Below are 19,525 nucleotides of genomic sequence, written 5' to 3' on the forward strand. Positions count from 1 at the left end.
GTCTAGTATATCAAAAAACGAGCTCGTAAGCTCGTTATAATTATCGTCTTAGAACTTTCTTGATTATAGCTATGACTTTATGCAGTATTGGACGTGGATAATAACGGAATGTTCCCATTTTGCGGACAATATAGCCATTAAAGTTTTGTTTGAAACGAAGAACACCATCACTACCGTCGAAAATCCCTTGAATACCAAGGAAAGTATAAAAATGAATACCACGATTTAATGATTCTGTCATCACATGTTCTTGAAGGGCGACAGGCGCATAGAATTTGTTAAATTCCGTATAAGAGCCACTAAAGAGGTAAACAGCTTCTTGTGGTGTGTAAATAAAGAGACTACCTGCCAAAACCACATCTTCTGAACCATGTTTCTCAATAAGCTCTTTGGCTTCCTTGATACGAACATCAAAGGTTGCAATTTGTTTATCCAACTGCGCTTTTTGTTTATTGACCTTAGCTGAGTTAACACCGTCAGCAATTCTTTGATTTAAAACAGCTAGTTCAGAAGCAATCGTTTCATGGCTAGACTGAAGATTTTTAAGATAGTCTTGGAAATTAATCGTTGCAATCATAAATTCGCATTTATCACCAAAACTATCGTAAAAAGCTTCATAATAATCTAACGGTTTATCAACGTATTCGCGACGTTCTGAAGTTGATGCTGTAATTTCTTTAAAAATGTGGAGTTCATCACGCTCTAGACGACGCACTTTAATACCAAAAGAATTTGTTTTGTTAGCTAGCGGACGTCCTTTTTTGCTAAATGACTTGCGCAGCGTTTCAGGTGTCAATCCTGTCAAATCTTTGACATAATGCCAATCTGGTTCGCCACCAGGATAACCAGTTTGCAGACCATCAAAGTGATAGCCAAGTTCTGTCAGACACGTAATCAGTTCAGGCTTTTCGTCGTCATTTGGCTCACCGTGACTATCAAATGTTTGATAAGTATCGTAAGGCTTGACAATCAGTTCAAGCGCCCCATTTTCCTTGGCATAAGCTTGTAATTCTCTGTAAAATTCAGCCAGATAAGCCGTATCTGTCGAAGCAGGACCCGAATTAATTTCCATGTGAAGTCCGCCTGTCATCAGCATGCTGTACAAAACACCCGCCACTTGGATAGCTCCATCTGCTTCCAAACCTAGAAAAGTAATGTCAAACCCACGTTTTTCAAGCAAATCCGCCATTTCAACAGATTGCATAAACGAACGTTCTTTAAATGTGGCACTCACTTGTTCATAATCTTCTCGTGATAAGATTTTTAAAGTCATGTTTGTTTTTCTCGATTCTAATTCACCATAATAAAATTCGCCATTAAAAATTATCAAAGGAAACTTAAATGAAAATTAATTGTCATTTTTGAAATTTATTTTCATTTTTTGCGAATTTCTTTTCATAAAAAGACAAGTTAAATACCCAGTTACCATTATAGGTACTGAGTATTTTCATTATCTTTTGTGACAACTATTAACCAATTTGGCTACCGTTTGGTACGCTTGGGTCAATGGTTAAAACAGTCAAGTTGCCATCATGTTCAGCCGATAGAATCATTCCCTGACTAAGCAAGCCCATCATTTTACGTGGTTTCAGATTAGCAACGATTTGCAATTTTTTACCAACGAGTTCTTGTTCATTTGGATAGAATTTTGCAATTCCTGAAAGGATTTGACGGTCCTCCCCGTCGCCAGCATCAAGACGGAATTTGAGTAATTTTTCAGAACCTTCAACTTTTGATACTTCTTTGACTTCTGCAACACGGATTTCTACTTTGTCAAAGTCATCAAATTTGATAGCTTTCTTTTCATTTTTTAGCTCAACATCTGCTGGATTCCATTCTTTTTCTTCTGTCGCAACTGCTGCTCCACCCATGTTAGCTTTGATATAGTCGATTTCAGCTTCCATGTCAAGGCGTGGGAAGATTGGTGTTCCTTCGGCAACAACTTTAACACCTTCTGGGAAGCCTGCAAGGGTAAGATTTTCAAGGTCAAAGTCACTTCCTAGACCAAGTTGTTCCATAATAGCGTTTGATGTTGTCATCATAAATGGTTGAATAAGGTGAGCCACCACACGAAGACTAGCTGCCAAGTGAGCCATTACTGCTGCCAGTTCATCACGTTTAGCGTCATCTTTTGCAAGAACCCAAGGAGCTGTTTCGTCAATGTATTTATTTGTACGTGAAATAATGTTCCAAACCGCATCAAGTGCGCGTGGGTAGTCAACAGCATTCATTTGTTTATGGTATTCAGCGAGTTTTTCTTCGACAACACCTGCCAAATCAGCATCAAATGCTGTGACATTTTCAACGTAGGCTGGAACATCGCCACCGAAATATTTATTAATCATGGCAACCGTGCGGTTAAGAAGGTTTCCAAGGTCATTTGCCAACTCATAATTGATACGTCCAACGTAATCTTCTGGCGTAAATGTTCCATCAGAACCAACTGGAAGTGAGCGCATGAGGTAATAACGAAGTGGGTCAAGTCCATAGCGTTCGACAAGCATTTCTGGGTAAACCACATTACCTTTAGATTTAGACATTTTACCGTCTTTCATGACAAACCAACCGTGGGCAATCAAGCGGTCAGGCAATTTCATATCTAACATCATGAGCATAATTGGCCAGTAAATTGAGTGGAAACGTAGGATATCTTTACCAACCATATGGAAAACTGTTCCCTCGTTCCAGAATTTATCAAAGTTTGCGTGTTCTTCTTGACCATAACCAAGTGCCGTAGCGTAGTTAAGAAGCGCATCAATCCACACGTAAACAACGTGTTTTGGATTTGAAGGCACTTTAACGCCCCATGTAAATGATGTACGACTGACAGCCAAATCTTCAAGACCTGGTTCAATGAAGTTCTTGATGATTTCGTTCATACGACCATCAGGTTGGATGAAATCAGGGTATGCATGGAAAAATTCTACCAAGCGGTCAGCATATTTTCCAAGACGTAAGAAATATGATTCTTCTGAAACCCATTCTACTTCGTGTCCAGAAGGTGCAATCCCGCCAATGACTTTTCCATTTTCGTCACGGAAAACTTCTTCTAATTGGCTTTCTGTGAAAAATTCTTCATCTGATACTGAGTACCAACCAGAATACTCACCCAAATAAATATCATCTTGTGCCAACAATTTTTCAAAAACATCAGCAACGACTTTTTCATGGTAATCATCAGTTGTACGAATGAATTTATCATAAGAAATATCAAGCATTTCCCAAAGTTTTTTAACGTCAGCAGCCATACCGTCAACATAAGCTTGTGGTGTAATTCCTGCTTCTTCAGCTTTTTGTTGAATTTTTTGACCGTGTTCATCAAGACCAGTCAAATAAAAAACCTCGTGGTTCATCATGCGTTTGTAACGTGCTAAAACGTCACAAGCAATTGTTGTATAAGCTGAACCAATGTGAAGCTTACCAGATGGATAATAAATAGGTGTTGTAATATAAAATGGTTGTTTACTAGTCATTTTCTTTCCTTTCAAATAGGAGCTAATGAAACTCCTTTATTGATAACACTTTATTATAACATAAATTTATAGCTGATTATAGGTAAAATCGCATAACAATGCGAAAAAATCCTGGCAATCACGCCAAGATTTTAGTGACTTTATTAAAGCGATAAGATAGAAAAATAGCTCGAATGGCTAAATCAATTAGAATCGATAACCAAACACCTGCAATACCTAAACCAAGATATTGTCCTAAGAGAAATACACCAACCACGCGTATTCCCCACATGCCAATAACGGTGCTGTAAAGAGGCGTTTTGGTATCCCCCATTCCTTGAAGAGCTCCCGCTAAAATCAAACTAATCGCCAAAACAGGTTGGATAAAACCATCAATTTTTAAAGCAATGCCCACTTGGGCAATCGCAGAGCTATCAGAGGTAAAGAAAGTGGCAAAATAAGCTCCACCAAAAAACAAAAATAGCCCGAAAAATCCTAAGATAACAACGCCATAAAGGGTTGACCAAAAACCAACTTGACGAATTTTATGATAATCTTTTTCACCCTTTGCCATACCAACCAAAACAGCTGCTGCCGTTGCTAAACCATAAGCTGGCATGTAAACAAATGATTCAATTGACCCTGCAATATTATGGCTGGCGTATGTTTTACTACTAATCGCAACAATCAAGCTCATATAAACCACTTGTCCCAAACGCATGACCAAACGCTCTGCTGTCGCCGGAATGGTCAAGGAAATCAATTCCTTATCACGACTTCCAAACTTTAAATCCTCTCTTTTCAAGGCTAGTGCCGAAGATTGTAATTTTTTAAACAACAAAACCGTTCCAAAGATTCTGGCAATTACTGTTCCAATCGCTGTCCCCAATATTCCAAGTCCAGCAAACGACCCAATCCCAAAAATCAAAACATAATCAACACAGACATTCGTCACATTTGTGATAGCTGAAATCGTCATCGGCGACTTGGTATCACCAGTTGCACGAATAATACTTGCTAAAACAGTCATCAAACTATTAAAACACGTCAATCCGCCAACAAGGTAAAAATAAGTTTTGGCTGCTGCCAATTCTGTTGCATCAAGCCCCATCCAAAGTAAAAGATAATGTCCAAACAGTACCGCTACCAGTCCCAAAACCAAACTAACAATGAGTCCTAAATAAATCGACTGAACAGCAACGCTCTTTGCAGCTTTGCTATTTTTCGCACCAATATTTCGCGATACCAGTGCTGAACTTCCAACCCCAATGGCAATGTAAACCGCTAAGTAAACATTAAGAATTGTATTAGAAACACCTACTGCTGTCACCGCTGTCAAGCCAAGTTTTGCAATCATCAAGGTATCAATAAAGCCCACCAAGGTCTGTAAAATATTTTCAATCGTTGCTGGTATCGCAAGATTTAAAATGGATTTATGTAATGTATTTGTCATAAGATTACTTCTTTCTTTAAATTATCTCTATTATCTTAAACTTTTAACTTTAAAACCATACGCAAAAATATTATAATGTTCAATAATAGACAAAAAAGAAAAAATGTCCATTTTAGGAGAAATCTCATGACACGTCAGGAAGTCAAGACACAGGAAGCCATTTTTACCGCATTTTTTGATTTATTAGCTCAAAAATCATTTCACGATATTCGCATTGGCGAATTATGTCAGAAAGCTAATATTGGTCGTTCAACCTTTTATAGTCATTTTACGAGCAAAGATGATTTGCTAATCGCTGTCTGTCAACAGCTTTTTCAACACGTTTTTGTGACTTCTTCGCTTGCTGAACATCAAACCAACCAATCCTTACACAAAGGCAGCCTTGAAGAGCAGGTAACTCACCTTTACCAACACTTCAAAGAAAATGCTGATAAAGTGACAACCCTTTACCAGCTGGAAGACGATTATTTTAGTCGCAGTCTACAAGCAGAACTTCAAAAATATTTGGTTCCCATTCTTAAGCCCATTTACTTTAAAGAAAACGCGTTACCTGACCAACTGTTGGACCAATATATTATTGATACTTTTTTAACAACGCTTAGCTGGTGGCTACACGCCCAACCAGACCTCGAAGCTATTGAAATCACACATTATTACCTGAAATTACTTGCTTGAGTGACGACTAAGCACAAACGAATAAAGCACTGGCACAATAACCATTACACCAATAACACCACCCAAAACATAAGGCAAAGCAAGTTGGAAAAAACTATCAAATAAAAGAAGCAAGCCACCCAGCACCCAAATCTTACTAGCAAAACGGTGCGTTTTATACCAATTGCGGTCATCAGAAAGTGTCCATGGCAAACGAATGCCAATCGTATAATTTCGTTGTGTTTTAGGAAGGTAATTTCCAATAAAAATAAAGATGCTGCCCAGAAAAGCAGTTACAAGTGCCGGACTACTTTTGATAACTCCAAGTGCATTCGCATAAATCGATAACTGGACAATTAAACTAAACAAAGGAATGAGCCACGCATATATCTTTACCATACGAGCTGGCGTGGTAGCTTTAACAGAATCCTTTTCTAACGATACTAGCACAATCGATTGAAAAAGTAAGAAAAGTATCGGAAAAGCAAAGATGGCAAAAATTTTACTATTATAACCGTCGGCAGTTCCACTAATATCAAAATGTGTCGCCATTTGACTTGGCAATTGATTCCACAATAAAATTCCGATAAGAACTGGTAAAAGAATGACAAGACTTGTCTTAACCAAACTCTTTTTATTAATCTTCATTTCCTGACTCCCCCTTTAAATCCGCTAACCATGTCATAATATCTTCTAAAACTGACGTACTTAATTCGTAATAGATAAAATTTTTCTCACGTTTCTCAACAACCAAACCAGCCTTTTTCAAAATATTAAGGTGGTGAGAAATTGTCGCACCTGCAACGTCAAAATGTCCAGCAATATCACCTGCTGGCAAGCGTTCTGATTTTAATAACTCCAGAATCTCTCGCCGAATTGGGTGTGATAACGCTTTAAAAGTCTCTGCAAATCCCATAGCTGCCTCCCTTCGTTATTTAGAAAATCTATTTAGATATTTTTCTAAATAGATTATAACACTTTCTTCATATTTTATGGTAAGAAAAAACCACCTTTCAAATCATCAAAGTCGCGTACTATTTCTTTTTTTGTTAAAATAGGGGGTAACGATTAGATTTTTTTAGAAAGAAGAGAATCTTGTTTTCCTACAAGGTTCTGGTAGCTTAGTTATGAAACTTATTTCGTGGAATATTGATTCACTCAACGCTGCTTTGACTAGCGATTCCGCACGCGCTGTTATGTCTCGCGCTGTTATTGATACCTTGGTTACTGAAAATGCTGACATCATTGCCATTCAAGAAACAAAATTGTCAGCCAAAGGTCCGACCAAAAAGCATTTGCAAATTTTGCAAGATTATTTTCCTGAATACGAGGTCTCTTGGCGTTCATCTGTTGAACCTGCCAGAAAAGGCTATGCTGGTACCATGTTTCTCTACAAAAGTAGCTTGACACCAAGCATTTCATATCCTGAAATCGGTGCTCCTGACACCATGGATAGTGAAGGGCGCATTATCACCCTTGAATTTGACAAATTTTTCGTCACACAAGTTTACACCCCAAACGCTGGTGACGGTTTAAAACGTTTGGCTGAACGTCAAATCTGGGACGAAAAATATGCAGATTACTTAACAGAATTAGACCAAGTAAAACCAGTCTTGGCAACAGGTGACTACAACGTCGCTCACAAAGAAATTGACTTGGCACACCCAAGCTCAAACCGTCGTTCTCCTGGCTTTACCGACGAAGAACGTGCAGGATTCACCAACTTACTAGCAAAAGGTTTTACCGACACTTTCCGCTACATCCATGGCGATATTCCTGATGTTTATAGTTGGTGGGCGCAACGTAGCAAAACAAGCAAAATCAACAATAGTGGCTGGCGTATTGACTACTGGCTCACATCAAGTCGTATCGCAGACAAAATCACAAAATCAGAAATGATTGACTCAGGCGCACGCCAAGACCACACACCAATTGTCTTGGAAATTGATTTATAACCCACATAAAATCTCCTAAGTTTTTTAGCTTAGGAGATTATTTTTATTAAAAAAATTAAGCCTTCTTACTTTTCACTTGTAGGGCAGCTGAGAGCAAGTAGCAATAATATCAAAGCAAATAAAGACATGGCAAAGAAGCTGACATTCATGCCGTGGATATTAGCATTAACACCATAAGTTGCAGCTGAATTAGTCGCTACTGCTGTCATAATACCAACGAATTATCTCAAAGCAAATAAAAACATTTCTTTTGCTTCTTCCCTTTTTCACTCTTTTTCCTTCAAACCATGATGCTAAGACAATTCAGTGGTCCAGCCGATGCCTACTTTAGCTGGCTCATTACCATTATCCTAGGCTCCTGAGTTTTTTCAAGCCTCCTCATTTTAGGAATCACCATGATTATCTCAGGTAGGAAAAATAATCAATTATTGATGTGCAGTTCAATGCTACGGATGCTCTCGAACAATTGTTAAACAGGCAACTGGACATAGCACTGGCTATCACTTCATCATTGCCAAACATCACAGAATTGGAAGCAACTTTTTTATACCAAAGCCCGATTTACTTAGTTGTTGAAAATTCTCATCCCCTATCAACTTTGAAAACAGCTAAATCTACTGACCTCAACAATCAAACTTTAATGGTCAGCCAAATCAGCCCCAAAGAACTCAAAGAAGCTCAGGAAAAAGTAATCTCTAAATCCCAAGTAAAAACCTTTGATAGCCCAAATCACTCATCTACCATTACCAATATTTTATCTGGTCGTGGGGTTTGCCTCGTCCCAGGATTTTTAAAGGACAATACACCAAATCTCATGTGGATTCCCTTTGAAGAAACATCAGGAATCGCTTGCTCTATCGTCAAACGAAAAGATAATCACCGAGAAGTTGTCCAAGATTTTCAAAAATTACTAAACAAACTCCTGCAAGATAATTAACATTCGTTGGAAATCAAATTCAGACCTCACTAGCTTAATTTGAAAAAATAATCTATCAACATCGGCTCACCAGTCTAATTTTCATTGAGTAAAAATTCCCACAAAAAACCACTTTCTATACCGAAAGTGGTTGATTTTATTTTTCTAGCAATTCTGCATAGGATTTGCGGTGGCCAAGTTGTAAGACTTGATTATCTTTAACCAGTACTGGACGTTTGATGAGCATACCATCTGAAGCCAAGAGGCTTGCTGCCTCATCAATTGACAAACTATCGATTTTATCTTTTAAACCAAGGGCACGGTAGACTTGTCCGCTAGTGTTGAAAAAATTCTTGATAGTATATGTTGAATTTTCAATCCATTCTTCCAATTGTTCTGCCTTTGGGGTATCGACTGTAATATCGACAGCTACAAAATCAACACCTAATTCTTGCAATTCCGCCTTAGCACGGCGACACGTACTACATTTTGGATATTCATAAAAAGTAAACATTTCTTTCTCCTTCTAAAAATTAGCTTTCTCATGTTCCAATAGCCAACACTTTCGCTCTACTCCGCCAGCATAGCCTGTTAATTGCCCTTGATTTCCTAAAACACGGTGACAAGGAACAATGATAGACAAGGGATTTTTACCTACAGCTCCACCAACGGCTTGCGCCGAACCACAGTTAATTTTTTCGGCAATTTCTCCATAGGTCATTGTCTCCCCATAAGGAATTTGTACTAAGACTTTCCAAACTTTCCTCTGAAAAGCCGTACCATAAGGCACCAAGGTCAATCGACTCGGGTCGGGATTTTTACCAGTAAAATAATCATCCAACCAAACTTTTGCCTCATCTAAAAAAATGGTCGTTTCTTCAATAATTTTTTCGCGTTCATAACCATATTCAAAATACTTTTGTCCTAGAAAATAGCAACCTAAGAGCCCTTTTTCATTAGCTAATACGACTATTTCTCCTAACTCAGACTGATAAACCAACTTTCTTAACATTTTATCACTCCCACTTAATCCATATGCCTAATAGAAAAAGCAAGCTCTGCTGCCTTATCTATAACTGATGGTTCTGCCATTCTGTATTAATCTTAGGTGTCCCATCCGCATTAAGTAAAGGTGTTATCCCCGAAGGATTACCTAGACCAGCCGTCACTCCAAGATATTCTACTCCAATTTCACGGTCAACTAACAGAACCAAATTTTGTTTTTTTATTACCAAATCGAACACTGAAAAATCGTTCTCTTAACTGTTTTTGGTATTCTTTTAACTGCTTTTTATCCATAAACTATCTCCCTCCCCTAATTTTGAAATCGTTTTAACCATTATAGCAAAAAAAGAAAAAAAGAGCTGAGAAATACTCCCAACTCTTCCAATCTTTATTGTTATTTTTTCGTGATTAAACGTACACGAACGATATTATCGCTAGATTCAAAATTAGCAACTAAGTGATCAATTTTCGCCTTATCAGTTTCATCAAGGTCAAGTAGCGTATAAGCATAGTCACCTTTTGAGCGATTGATGATATTATCAATATTAATGCCTAAGTCAGAGACCGCTGTTGAAATTTTAGCGACGATATTTGGCACATTTTTATTAATCAATGTGATACGATATGGTGCAGTCAATGCTTGATGCACATTTGGAAAGTTAACAGAGTTAGTAATCTCACCTGTTTCCATGAACTGACGAATTGTCTTACCAGCCATAATCGCACAATTAAGTTCAGCTTCAGCCGTTGAACCACCTACGTGAGGGAAAACTGTGATTTTATCTTTGTTAAGCAACTCTTCTGTCCCAAAATCAGTAATGTAACGTTTCACAACACCAGCTGCAATAGCTTCAAAAAGTGCTGCATTGTCAACCAATTCACCACGCGCAAAATTGATAACAACCGTTCCTTTTTGCATCAAACCAAATGCTTCACTATCAAATGTATGGCGTGTTTCATCTGTCAAAGGCACATGAACAGTGATATAATCAGAATTCGCAAAGATTTCTTTAACATCAGCCACACGTTTGACGTGATGAGAAATATTCCAAGCTGTTTCAATAGAAACATATGGGTCATACCCTAGAACATTCATACCAAGACGTTGTGCATAGTTAGCAATACGACCACCGATAGCACCAAGTCCGATAACGCCTAGCGTTTTACCAGAAATTTCATTACCAGCAAATTGTTTCTTACCAGCTTCGACTTGTTTTGGAACATCATCACCAGAAAGGGTGTTTACCCACGCATTAGCAGCGATGTAGTCACGCGCTGACATCAAGATAGAAGCAAGAACCGCTTCTTTTACAGCATTAGCATTTGCACCAGGCGTATTAAAGACTACAATCCCTGCTGCCGTTGCTTCATCAATCGGAATATTATTTGTTCCTGCACCTGCACGCGCAATCGCTTTTAAATTTTCTGGAAATACTGTTCCATGCAAATTTTGACTACGAAGAATATAGGCATCTGGATTTTCCGCTAACTCACCATCAATTTGAAAATGATTTCCTAATTCTTTAAGCCCTACTTGATTAATATTATTAAACGTTTTAACACTATATACCATTTATTTCACACAAAGGCTACAAAAAGCCTTCCTTTTCCGTTATTGTTAATAACTATGATGATCAGCCTCATCAACTTCTTGATAGAGAGCATTCTCATCCTTAGTTTTAATTTTTTGATAAGCTAGACGTTCACCATCAATTGGCACTTTTCCACAATAGACATAACCAAGTTTCTCAAAAATGTGTTGCATGGCACCATTCTTTTCATGGGTGTCACAACGGAAATCATGTCCATCAGTTCCTTCAATCAATCCTTGAAGAAATGTTTGAGCAACCTTTCGACCAGTCACACTAGACAAAACAGCAACACGGTGAAATGTGATGTAACGGTGATTATTGTGTTTCCACTGACCATCGTAAATCTTGTCATAAGCAGGATCACCATCAGTGATAACAGCTGCATAGGCTACAATTTGCCCATCTAATAAGGCTACATACCCTTGACCAGTCAAAACGTCATCATAAATCGTATCCTCATCAGGATATTTCCCTTGCCATTGATTACTACCGCTTGCTGCCAATTGTTTTCGTGCGTCCTCAATAACGAGCATGATTTGGTCGACTTCATTTGGAAAAGCTTGTCTAATTTCCATATTATTACCTCTTCTAATGATTATGAATCTATTTTATAACAAATTCGATGCGAAAGTGGTAATAAAACAATTATTTATTTTCAGCTTCAAATTTTTTCATGAATTCAATCAAATCAAGTACCCCTTGACGTGGGAATGCATTGTAAAGACTAGCACGCATACCACCCACAGAACGGTGACCTTTGATATTTTTAAATCCAAGCGGTGTTGCTTCAGCAACAAATTTAGCATCAAGTTCTTTACTTGGTGTTACAAATGGAATATTAGCTACTGAACGTTCTGCTGGATTTTTAACAGGGTTTGTATAGAAGTCAGATTGGTCAATGAAATCGTACAACAAACCTGATTTTTCGCGGTTAGCAGCTTCCATTTTATCAACACCACCGAAAGCTTTCACCCATTCAAAAACAAGTTTTGCAATATAGATGTTATATGCAGGCGGTGTATTGTAAAGTGAACCCGCTTCTGCTTGGATACGGTAATCAAGCATAGCAGAAAGCGTTGGTTCATCATTCAAGAAATCTTCACGGACGATTACAACTGTAACCCCTGCAGGACCGATGTTCTTTTGGGCACCTGCATAAATCAAAGCAAAATCTTCAACGTTGTAACGTACAGCCAGAATATTTGAAGACATATCCGCTACAATTGGCACACCATTTGTATCAGGAAGATCATAAATAGACGTTCCTTCAATTGTATTGTTTGTTGTGATGTGAACATAAGCAGCTTCTGGATCAATATCTTTTGAATCAAAAGTAGGAATATGGTCATATACTGTATCTTCAGATGATGCTAGTAGCAATGGTTCAAAAGGAACAGTTTTGGACAATTTAACAGCTTCTGCATAAGCTTTTTTACCCCACGAACCACCAACTAGATAATATGCCTTACGTCCCTTAGCAAGGTTTAAAGGAAGCATTGTAAATTGCGTAGATGCACCACCTTGAAGGAACATCACTTTATAATTATCTGGAATAGCCATTAATTCACGCAATAATTGTTCTGCTTCTTTAATAATATTATCAAACTCTTTGGAACGGTGGGACATTTCTAAAACACTCATGCCGCTACCTTGGTAGTCAAGCATTTCACGCTGTGCTTGTTCAAGCACTGGTTTCGGTAACACTGCAGGACCTGCAGAGAAATTGTAAATTGTCATAAAAATACCTCCGTATAATAGTATAAATTATAACACAATTTTCTGAATTTTGTAAAGATTTTTGAGATTTTTTACTTAAAATATTTATAAATAATCATGATATAATAGTAAGTAGTAAATAATTAAGGAGTCCAAATGATTATCAAAGAATTTTGTGCTGAAAATACAACACTTCTCAATCAACTCAATCAGTCTGTTAAACGCGTTGAACTTTGTGATAATTTAGCCGTTGGAGGTACAACGCCATCTTATGGTGTTATCAAAGAAGCGGCACGCTACCTGCATGAAAAAGACATCGCACTAGCAACAATGATTCGTCCTCGCGGTGGTAACTTTGTCTATAATGATAGCGAACTTCGCATCATGGAAGACGATATTCTTCGCGCCGTTGAACTTGAAAGTGACAGTTTAGTTTTGGGATTATTAACAGAAGATAATCACATTGACCAAGATGGTATCGAACAACTTCTTCCCGCCACACAAGGACTACCACTTGTTTTTCACATGGCTTTTGACCAAATTCCGCTTGAAGAGCAAAAAGAAGCACTCGACCAATTGGTTAAATTAGGCTTTACACGTATTTTGACACACGGATCTACTCAAAATAATGATATTTTTGAAAATGTCGCTCACCTTAAAGATCTTGTTGATTACGCTGACGGTCGTATTGAAATCATGATTGGTGGCGGTGTCACAGCTGATAATTACCAAGAACTTATTGAAAAAACTGGTGCTCAAGCAGCACACGGAACAAAAATTAATTAAAAGGCAGAGACAAAAGTGTTCGGCTTCTTTGTTTATCCTGTTGTTAATTGCAAAACGCAGTAGTTGAGGGGTTTTTAATGCGCTGATAAATCAGCTTTTACAACCCTTTTTTGACATCAAGCTACGCTTGACTTCTTTTCCCACCTCGAAAGATTCCACAAATCTTTCGAGCCATACGGGGGTGAGATAACGAAATCGAATTTTTTCAAAATTACCGATTTCTGTCTCACTCCCTTTTTTATATCAAAAAAACCGAATCCTTTAAGAATTCAGGTTTTCTACCACTATTTTTGCTTGACTAAACTTCGGAGATTTTAAAACTTAAACGGCATCACCACCTCGTTCTCCTGTCCGAATACGGACAACTTCTTCAATCGGAAGAATAAAAATTTTACCATCTCCAACTTCACCTGTACGAACAGCTTTGCAGATGATATCCACAATTTCATCAACCGCCGCATCGTGTGTCACAATTTCAACTTTTACTTTCGCAAGCAAAGTTGGCACAATCTTTTGACCACGAACATATTCTGCAAAACCGCGTTGGTTTCCATAACCAAGCACTTGACTGACTGTCATTCCCTTGGTAAATCCTGCTTTAGATAAGGCATCTTTGAGATCTTCCAAACGGTCTGAACGGATAATCGCCTCTATTTTTTTCATAATACACTCTCTTTCTAAACGTTTCTATTTAGCTCAGATTTCTAACTATCCTTTAATTATGAATCAAGCCCCATAAATGTTGGGTAAGCTGTTTCTTCATGCTCACTATCATCAAGACCAATAGCTTCCGCACGATCCTCAACACGAATACTTGTGAAGATTGAAATCACTTTAATAATAACAAAAGTTGCTACCGCTGACCAAACAATTGTAAAAATGATAGCTGCTACTATTACTAGGAATAAATGCGCATTACCATAGATTAAACCGATATTGTTTCCGTCAAGAGCGAGTTCTGGTGTAGTGAAAAGTCCTGTTACCAAACCACCAAAGATCCCTCCGATACCATGACAACCAAAGGCATCTAAAGCATCATCATAACCGAATTTACTCTTAAGAACTGAAATCGCAAAATAACAAACTGGGCTAACGCAAAGACCGATGAGAAGAGAGCTCCACGTTGAAACAAAACCTGCTCCTGGCGTGATAGCGACAAGCCCTGCTACCAATCCTGTTGAAGCACCGACAAGTGAGAATTTTCCAGTTAACACTTTTTCAACAAGCAACCAAGACAACATTGCTGCCGCTGCTGAAATGTGTGTTGTGACAAAGGCATGGACTGCAAGCCCGTCTGCTGCAAGGGCAGAACCAGCATTGAATCCAAACCAACCAAACCAGAGAAGACCTGCACCAAGGAAAACAAATGGTACGTTATGCGGACGGTATTCTAAACGGTTATAATCTCGACGTTTTCCAAGTACCAATGCCAAAACCAAACCTGAAACCCCAGAGGTAATATGAACGACATCACCACCAGCAAAGTCAATTGTTCCCCATTGAGCCAAAAGCCCTTCATCCCAGACCATATGAGCAAATGGGAAATAAACCAAGAGAAGCCAGAAAATGATGAAAATAATCAAAGGTGTAAAACGCATACGTCCTGCTGCCGCTCCTGTTAAAATGGCAACCGTAATGATTGGAAACATCATTTGGAACGCTGCGAATAACGCATCAGGAATTTCTAAACCACGTGTGCTAGCCGTTTCGCTAACACCATTGAAAAAGAGATGCGAGAAATTACCAATTAGGCTTCCATCACCACCAAATGAAAGGGAATACCCACAAATCATCCACATTACTGAAGCAACAGCAATCGGAATCACACACATCATCATTGTATTAATGACATTTTTGCGTCTCCCTAAACCACCATAGAAGAATGCTAAACCTGGTGTCATCAAAAAGACTAGGCTAGCACAGATAATCATAAAAGCTATACTTCCTGCATCCATATCAAAAACTCCTTTTATATTCTAAGACTTTAAACCTTAAAGTCGACTTTCTAAAATACTACAACAAGTGTTGCGATATTTTATGTTAGATAATATAACATTATTTTGGGGCAGAGTAAAGTGTTTTTTGTTGAATTTTCTAAATTTTCTGTATTTATAACATAAAACGTCAGTCTTCTTCTACATTTAAAAACAATATTCTTCCTTTGATAATACTCATTTTATTGATTCTATAACTTGACATAGAAATGTTAGCAAAGTCGCTAATTTTGATACAACTATCCTTGTTATGTTTTCTTACATAAAATTATAAAATATAAATAAAAGGAGTTTACAAGACAAAAAACTACCGATGATAATTCCATAATCATCGGTAGTTGTCTCAGCTGATTAGTAATGTTTAAAGTTGATGATAAGCATTGTAAACTTCTTGACGGTTTAAGCCGTAAGTTTTAGCAATTTTTTTAATGGCTTGATTTGGCTTGTCCCCAGCTTCGATTAACTGAGCAACGAGTTCAGCTGGATTAATATTTTCTGATATTTCTTCTAATGTCGCTATCTCATCTTGACCAGATACAACGATTAAACACTCTCCTTTTAAAGGATTTTGGGCAATGTATTCCAAAATTTCTGAGATGCATCCGCGCTGGTATTCTTCAAAAAGCTTTGTCAACTCACGAACCAAAACAATTTTTCTATCACCATATACTGCTAACATATTGTCCAATGTATCTGCGACACGATAAGGTGATTCATAAAAAATTTGTGTTTCAGGATACTGCTTCTTAGCTTCAAAAAATTCCTTCTGCTGCTTAGCTTTTCTTGGCAAGAAACCGTAAAAAATATGTGGTTGCGGTGCTAAGCCACTCGCAATAAGCGCCGTAATCCCAGCAGAAGCCCCTGGGATAGCAACGACAGTAATCTCTTCAGCTATAGCTGCTTTTACTAAATCATGACCTGGGTCAGAAATAGAAGGCATCCCAGCATCAGACACTTGTGCCAAAATTTTTCCTTCTTTCATCAGAGCAATCAATTCAGGAATTTTTTCATAGGCATTGTGTTCATGAAAGCTAATTTGCTTGGCTGAAATGTCAAAATGTTTCAGCAAAAGCCCTGTATTGCGAGTGTCTTCTGCACAGACAAAATCAGCATTTTTTAGTATTTCCACGGCACGATAAGTCATGTCTTGCATATTGCCAATCGGTGTTGGAACAAGATACAGCTGGCCATAGGTTGTCTGATTTTTAAAACTTTTTTGTACTTTCATAGGCAGTTACTCCCTATCTAAAACTTCCATACAAAACATACATTCTTCATCGTTTTCACGACGTTGACCATAATAATCATTGCAAATATGGAAACCATCATGGTAAATGCCTTCGATATATCGTTTTCCTTGCTTAGAAGATTTAGCTGGTGTATCTTGCTCAAGTTGAGCTAGACGCGTGCGAATTTTATCATTTTCAAGACGCAAAGCTGTATTTTCCTCTAGTAGTGATTGCACTTGTTTTTTCATGGCTTCAATTTCAGCTAAGGTAATCATTAAATTTTGTGAAAAACCATCAAAGGCATCAAATAATTCTTTTTTATCCACGTACTTTGACCTCCTCTAAAGCATAGGTTAAGAGCGTGTGTTTTTCTGGAAAACGAACTTTGACGGTATCAGAAAACACATCAATCCCTGCAATAACTCCCAAGCCATCAACTGTTTCAATCTCCGTTCCTACATCAGGGAATTTCCTCTTAGAGGCTTTATAAAAGTCATCTTCAAAACTCAAACAACACATCAAACGCCCACAGATACCTGATGTTTTTCCTGTGCTGAGTGACATTCCTTGATTTTTGACCATTTTAATAGACACAGGTGGAAATTCTCCCAAAAAACTTGAACAACAAAGGGCACGACCACACGGTCCAAGACCACCATAAACCTTAGCTTCTTCGCGGCTGTTGATTTGACGAAGTTCGATTCTTGTTTTGAAATGACCTGCTAAATCACGTAGCAATTGACGAAAATCAACACGTTCTTCTGCTGAAAACGTGATAAGCACACAGCTTCTTTCCAAAGGGAAAATAATATCAATCACTTTCATTTTTAGGTCATTAGCTAAAATTAGCTCATTAACCGTTGAAAACGAACGCTTCGCTAAATCAATATTTTCTTGGTAAGCTTGTTTATCTTTTTCATTGGCAAGACGTGTTACAGAATCCATCTCAGCAGGTAATTTGACCTCATCAATGACTTCGTTGCTAGTGACAACTTGCGCCAAACGACACCCTTTTTTATTTTTGACGACGACGTAATCGCCGAGTTTATATTTTTTATTTGGTAAAACATAGACAATACTGCCTGTTTCTTCGTATTTTACGCTCAATACTTCTGTCATGAAATCACCATATATTCTAGCGCATTTTGGAAACTCACATTACTTTTCCACATTTGTTGCGCCTTAAAACTTTTTTCTAAATAAACCAAACTTTCTTTTTGATTAAATTGCTTTGCTAAAAATAGCGGCAAGAGTTGAAAAACAAGTTCTTGGTCAGACTTTTCTAAAGCAACTTGAACCAAACGCCCTGTTTCTAAATAAGCCAGCATTTTTTCTTTAAACAGAACCGTGACAAAACGCTCACAAGTTTGAATGACATCCAATACTTTTTTATCTTGCATCATTTCATCAAGGTGCTCCGGTGTTTTTGACAATTCTGCTAATATTTCTGCTTGTATTTTCAAAACTCCAGCTTTTTCAGCTTGCTCGATCAACAGTGGCTTATTTTTCGGAAAACGGAAAATCTGTGTTCGACTTTTAATCGTCGGTAAAACTTTATTCTCATCACTAGTCAACAAAATCATGTAGGAAGAACTTTGTGGTTCTTCAATGAATTTCAAAAGGCTATTTGCAGCATTAACATGCATTTTTTCACAATTTTGAATAATGAAAACTTGTGATTTGCCTTCAAAACCTGAACGTGAGAAATCACGCATCAATTCACGAATCGTATCAGTTTTGATGACTTGCCCACTTGGTTTGACAACCTTAACATCCGAAAATTCATTTTCCGCAATTAACTGACATTCACGGCATTTCCCGCATGGCAAACTATCTTGGAGGTTTTCGCAAAAACGACTTTTAGCAAAGTAAAGAGCAAAATCAAAGCTCGCAAAATCCCCTGAAAAAAGATAGGCGTGGTTCATCCTATCTGATTTCAAAATTTGATTAAACTCTTTAAAAAGTTGGGGTTGCAAGTGCTCTAATTCCATCTAAATCCCTCTACTCATTTTTTGCTAACTGTTCAAGAATGGTATGAAGTGTCTCTGACACGACCTCTGCCAATTCACGTGACGCATCAATAGTCACAATACGTTTTTCTTGTTCAGTCAAGGCTAAATAACCTTCTCGAACACGCTTGTGCATGTCTAATTTTTCCAAATCAAGTCGGTTAACTTCACGCTCAGCATTTTTAGCAATTCTGGCTAAACCAATTTCTGATTCAACATCAAAATAAAGCGTCAAATCTGGTTTTCTACCGTCTGTTGCAAAGTCATTTAATCTCCTAATGATATCTTTATCCAAGCCACGTCCAGCACCTTGGTAAGCAATTGAACTATCAATAAAACGATCAATCAAGACCACCTTACCAGCCTCTAAAGCTGGCAGAACCTTTTCAACATAATGTTGACGTCTTGCAGCCATATACAAGAGCAACTCTGTCTTATTATCCATAGCAACGTGGTTAACATCTAAGATGACATCACGAATACGCTCTGCAATTTCGACACCACCAGGTTCACGTGTGGTTATAATATCATAGCCCTTTTCTTGCAAAACTGGAAGGACTTGTTCTAAAACTGTGGTTTTTCCAGCACCATCTGGGCCTTCAAATGAAATGATTATACCGTTTTTCATGAAAATTCCTTAAAATTCTTTCTATGTTTCTATTTTAACAAAAAACAGACAAAAATAACACTAGCAAATTCGCTAACTTATTGGATTCAAGCATAAAAAGTTGATAGACATAACTTTCCGTCTCGTCGCTCAAAAA

Annotated in this window: 23 protein-coding genes; 4 read left to right on the forward strand and 19 right to left on the reverse strand. The window is 37.8% G+C overall.

Translation table 11 applies throughout. From position 1 onward, the window contains the following. Positions 1-40: 40 nt before the first annotated feature. From E8M05_RS08585 to E8M05_RS08595, 3 genes are all read right to left on the reverse strand, one after another. Entirely contained in the window at positions 41-1,273 is a 1,233-nt protein-coding gene (locus E8M05_RS08585; protein ID WP_003065967.1) for an aminoacyltransferase, read from the reverse strand. 196 nt (positions 1,274-1,469) lie between these two features. Continuing rightward, complete coding sequence (gene metG / locus E8M05_RS08590) at positions 1,470-3,473, reverse strand: methionine--tRNA ligase (protein ID WP_003065968.1); 2,004 nt, start codon at positions 3,471-3,473, stop codon at positions 1,470-1,472. Positions 3,474-3,591: 118 nt separating this feature from the next. Beyond that, on the reverse strand, positions 3,592-4,905 hold the full coding sequence (locus E8M05_RS08595) for an MATE family efflux transporter (protein WP_003065970.1): 1,314 nt from the start codon (positions 4,903-4,905) through the stop codon (positions 3,592-3,594). 126 nt (positions 4,906-5,031) lie between these two features. Between E8M05_RS08595 and E8M05_RS08600 the strand changes: the two genes are divergently transcribed. Next, positions 5,032-5,580, forward strand: a complete 549-nt coding sequence (locus tag E8M05_RS08600; protein ID WP_013852164.1) for a TetR/AcrR family transcriptional regulator — start codon at positions 5,032-5,034, stop codon at positions 5,578-5,580. Here the strand turns inward: E8M05_RS08600 and E8M05_RS08605 are convergent. After that, entirely contained in the window at positions 5,569-6,207 is a 639-nt protein-coding gene (locus E8M05_RS08605) for an SdpI family protein (protein ID WP_003065973.1), read from the reverse strand. The genes E8M05_RS08600 and E8M05_RS08605 overlap by 12 nt on opposite strands. Then, the gene (locus E8M05_RS08610) at positions 6,197-6,475 is read right to left on the reverse strand and encodes an autorepressor SdpR family transcription factor (RefSeq protein ID WP_003065975.1); all 279 of its coding nucleotides are present in this window, start codon (positions 6,473-6,475) and stop codon (positions 6,197-6,199) included. Before E8M05_RS08610 ends, E8M05_RS08605 begins: the two co-directional genes overlap by 11 nt. Before the next feature lie 211 nt (positions 6,476-6,686). On the opposite strand from E8M05_RS08610, the gene E8M05_RS08615 reads away from it, so the two are divergent. Further along, the gene (locus tag E8M05_RS08615; RefSeq protein WP_003065976.1) at positions 6,687-7,514 is read left to right on the forward strand and encodes an exodeoxyribonuclease III; all 828 of its coding nucleotides are present in this window, start codon (positions 6,687-6,689) and stop codon (positions 7,512-7,514) included. A 65-nt stretch (positions 7,515-7,579) separates the two neighbouring features. Here the strand turns inward: E8M05_RS08615 and E8M05_RS08620 are convergent, their stop codons facing one another. Next, entirely contained in the window at positions 7,580-7,723 is a 144-nt protein-coding gene (locus tag E8M05_RS08620; protein WP_003065978.1) for a hypothetical protein, read from the reverse strand. 224 nt (positions 7,724-7,947) lie between these two features. Between E8M05_RS08620 and E8M05_RS08630 the strand changes: the two genes are divergently transcribed. Then, entirely contained in the window at positions 7,948-8,451 is a 504-nt protein-coding gene (locus tag E8M05_RS08630; RefSeq protein ID WP_003065980.1) for a LysR family transcriptional regulator substrate-binding protein, read from the forward strand. Positions 8,452-8,587: 136 nt separating this feature from the next. Here the strand turns inward: E8M05_RS08630 and E8M05_RS08635 are convergent, their stop codons facing one another. From E8M05_RS08635 to serC, 6 genes are all read right to left on the reverse strand, one after another. Further along, positions 8,588-8,944 carry an arsenate reductase family protein gene (locus E8M05_RS08635; RefSeq protein WP_003065982.1) on the reverse strand — a complete coding sequence of 119 codons (357 nt, stop codon included), beginning with the start codon at positions 8,942-8,944 and terminating at the stop codon, positions 8,588-8,590. Positions 8,945-8,956: 12 nt separating this feature from the next. Continuing rightward, entirely contained in the window at positions 8,957-9,442 is a 486-nt protein-coding gene (locus tag E8M05_RS08640; protein ID WP_003065984.1) for a methylated-DNA--[protein]-cysteine S-methyltransferase, read from the reverse strand. A 58-nt stretch (positions 9,443-9,500) separates the two neighbouring features. Next, positions 9,501-9,644 carry a DUF6440 family protein gene (locus E8M05_RS11590; protein ID WP_233437505.1) on the reverse strand — a complete coding sequence of 48 codons (144 nt, stop codon included), beginning with the start codon at positions 9,642-9,644 and terminating at the stop codon, positions 9,501-9,503. 185 nt (positions 9,645-9,829) lie between these two features. Further along, a complete protein-coding gene (locus E8M05_RS08650) occupies positions 9,830-11,008 on the reverse strand; it encodes a 3-phosphoglycerate dehydrogenase family protein (RefSeq protein ID WP_003065989.1) in 1,179 nt (392 codons plus the stop codon). Positions 11,009-11,053: 45 nt separating this feature from the next. Beyond that, positions 11,054-11,602 carry a GNAT family N-acetyltransferase gene (locus E8M05_RS08655; RefSeq protein ID WP_003065991.1) on the reverse strand — a complete coding sequence of 183 codons (549 nt, stop codon included), beginning with the start codon at positions 11,600-11,602 and terminating at the stop codon, positions 11,054-11,056. Positions 11,603-11,672: 70 nt separating this feature from the next. After that, entirely contained in the window at positions 11,673-12,764 is a 1,092-nt protein-coding gene (serC, locus tag E8M05_RS08660; protein ID WP_003065993.1) for a 3-phosphoserine/phosphohydroxythreonine transaminase, read from the reverse strand. Between the two features lie 135 nt (positions 12,765-12,899). Between serC and E8M05_RS08665 the strand changes: the two genes are divergently transcribed. Next, entirely contained in the window at positions 12,900-13,529 is a 630-nt protein-coding gene (locus tag E8M05_RS08665) for a copper homeostasis protein CutC (RefSeq protein ID WP_003065995.1), read from the forward strand. A 321-nt stretch (positions 13,530-13,850) separates the two neighbouring features. Here E8M05_RS08665 and E8M05_RS08670 read toward each other — a convergent pair whose 3' ends face one another. From E8M05_RS08670 to tmk, 7 genes are all read right to left on the reverse strand, one after another. Continuing rightward, on the reverse strand, positions 13,851-14,192 hold the full coding sequence (locus E8M05_RS08670) for a P-II family nitrogen regulator (protein ID WP_003066000.1): 342 nt from the start codon (positions 14,190-14,192) through the stop codon (positions 13,851-13,853). Between the two features lie 56 nt (positions 14,193-14,248). After that, entirely contained in the window at positions 14,249-15,484 is a 1,236-nt protein-coding gene (locus E8M05_RS08675; protein WP_003066002.1) for an ammonium transporter, read from the reverse strand. A gap of 400 nt (positions 15,485-15,884) precedes the next feature. Further along, complete coding sequence (gene rsmI / locus E8M05_RS08680; RefSeq protein WP_003066004.1) at positions 15,885-16,751, reverse strand: 16S rRNA (cytidine(1402)-2'-O)-methyltransferase; 867 nt, start codon at positions 16,749-16,751, stop codon at positions 15,885-15,887. 6 nt (positions 16,752-16,757) lie between these two features. After that, on the reverse strand, positions 16,758-17,078 hold the full coding sequence (gene yabA / locus E8M05_RS08685) for a DNA replication initiation control protein YabA (protein WP_003066006.1): 321 nt from the start codon (positions 17,076-17,078) through the stop codon (positions 16,758-16,760). Continuing rightward, positions 17,071-17,871: a PSP1 domain-containing protein gene (locus E8M05_RS08690; RefSeq protein ID WP_003066009.1), complete on the reverse strand. Its 801-nt coding sequence runs from the start codon at positions 17,869-17,871 to the stop codon at positions 17,071-17,073. The genes yabA and E8M05_RS08690 overlap by 8 nt, the downstream gene beginning before the upstream one ends. Further along, on the reverse strand, positions 17,868-18,743 hold the full coding sequence (locus E8M05_RS08695) for a DNA polymerase III subunit delta' (protein WP_003066011.1): 876 nt from the start codon (positions 18,741-18,743) through the stop codon (positions 17,868-17,870). The genes E8M05_RS08690 and E8M05_RS08695 overlap by 4 nt, the downstream gene beginning before the upstream one ends. 10 nt (positions 18,744-18,753) lie before the next feature. Beyond that, positions 18,754-19,389, reverse strand: coding sequence for a dTMP kinase (gene tmk / locus E8M05_RS08700; protein ID WP_003066013.1), 636 nt, complete (start codon positions 19,387-19,389; stop codon positions 18,754-18,756). Positions 19,390-19,525: the final 136 nt, after the last annotated feature.

The sequence above is a fragment of the Streptococcus pasteurianus genome, assembly GCF_004843545.1.
Classification (GTDB): domain Bacteria; phylum Bacillota; class Bacilli; order Lactobacillales; family Streptococcaceae; genus Streptococcus; species Streptococcus pasteurianus.